2 protein-coding genes are annotated in these 1,492 nt (G+C 66.9%); both read left to right on the top strand.

What is annotated here, in order from left to right:
- Positions 1 to 807, top strand: an 807-nt coding sequence (locus AC061S_RS44385) for a Mu transposase domain-containing protein (protein WP_478691566.1), incomplete at its 5' end; no start/stop codon positions are given.
- Positions 695 to 1,444: an IS21-like element IS1474 family helper ATPase IstB gene (gene istB, locus AC061S_RS44380; RefSeq protein ID WP_003460139.1), complete on the top strand. Its 750-nt coding sequence runs from the start codon at positions 695 to 697 to the stop codon at positions 1,442 to 1,444. The genes AC061S_RS44385 and istB, both read left to right, overlap by 113 nt.
- The last annotated feature ends 48 nt before the right edge of the window (positions 1,445 to 1,492 follow it).

The following is a 1,492-nucleotide window of genomic DNA, read 5'->3' as shown; positions in this document are numbered from 1 at the left end:
CTGCTGGAGGATCTGAATCGGCGCCCGTTCAAGCGGCTCGATGGCTGCCGGCGCGACTGGTTCGAGCGTCTGGATCGCCCGGCCTTGCGAGCGCTGCCGGTGCATCCCTACGAGGTCGCCACCTTCAAGCGCTGCAAGGTCAGCATCGACTACCACATCGAGGTCAATGGCAGCTTCTACAGCGTGCCCTCCGCCCTGGCCCGGCAGAACGTGGACGTGCGACTGACGGCACACACCCTGGAAGTGCTGCATGGCAACCGGCGGGTGGCCAGCCACCTGCTGCTGGGGCGACGCGGCGCTTACAGTACCCAGCGCGAACACATGCCCGCAGCGCACCAGGCGCATCGTGAGTGGACGCCGCAACGCCTGCTCGACTGGGGCGAGCGGATCGGCCCCTACACGCGCCAACTGATCGATCACCAACTGACCCACAAGCCGCACCCGGAGATGGGCTACCGCGCCTGCCTCGGCCTGCTCTCGCTGGCCCGGCGCTATGGCAATGCACGCCTGGAAGCCGCTGCCGAACGTGCCGTACACCTGCGCGCCTTCACCGGGCGCAGCGTGCGCAACCTGCTCCAGCAAGGCCTGGATCAACAGCCGCTGCCCCAGCGTGCCGCCGAAACGACCTTACCCGGCGACCACGAGAACGTCCGTGGCGCCGACTACTACCAACCCCCGCAACAGGAGCTGTTCGATGATGCCGCAACACACCCTGAATCAACTGCACCAGCTACGCCTGGACGGCATGGCCCGCGCCCTGGAAGAGCAATGGACGCTGCCGGCCAGCCACAGCCTGAGCTTCGATGAACGCCTCGGCCTACTGCTCGACCGCGAACTGGCCTGGCGTGACAACCAGCGCCTGGTACGGCTGCGCAAGAAGGCCAAGCTCAAGTACGCCAACGCCTGCCTGGAAGATCTCGACCGCCGCTCCGGACGCGCCCTGGACGAGCGTCTGATCGCCACCCTGGCCAGTGGCGACTGGATCCGCCAGCAGCACAACCTGCTGCTGACCGGCCCGACCGGTGCCGGCAAAACCTGGCTGGCCTGCGCCCTGGGCAACCAGGCCTGCCGCCAGGGCTATAGCACCCTGTACCTGCGCACCCCGCGCCTGCTGGAACAACTGCGCATCGCTCATGGCGACGGCAGCTTCGGCCGTACCCTGCAACAGCTGGCAAAGGTCGACGTCCTGGTGCTGGACGACTGGGCGCTAGCCCCGCTGGAGGAAGGAGCCCGGCATGACCTGCTGGAGGTGATCGACGACCGCGCTGGCAGCCGCTCCACCATCCTGACGAGCCAACTGCCCATCGAGCACTGGCACGGCTGGATCAACGACCCGACCCTGGCCGATGCCATCCTCGACCGCCTGGTGCACAACGCCTACCGACTGACGATGAAAGGCGAGTCGCTGCGCCGAAAAAAAGCCGAGGAACAAGCCGCATCGTGACCGATGCGATTACAATCCAGAACCCGCGCACCCGGGGTGGAAGCACCG

Source organism: Streptomyces sp. CA189, from assembly GCF_056428985.1.
The sequence above is the reverse complement of the archived record's forward strand: the minus strand, read 5'-3'. Positions and strand labels throughout refer to the sequence as shown.

Coding starts and splice junctions, on each gene's coding strand:
- istB (WP_003460139.1), top strand. CDS start 695: ATGATGCCGCAACACACCCTGAATCAACTGCACCAGCTACGCCTGGAC.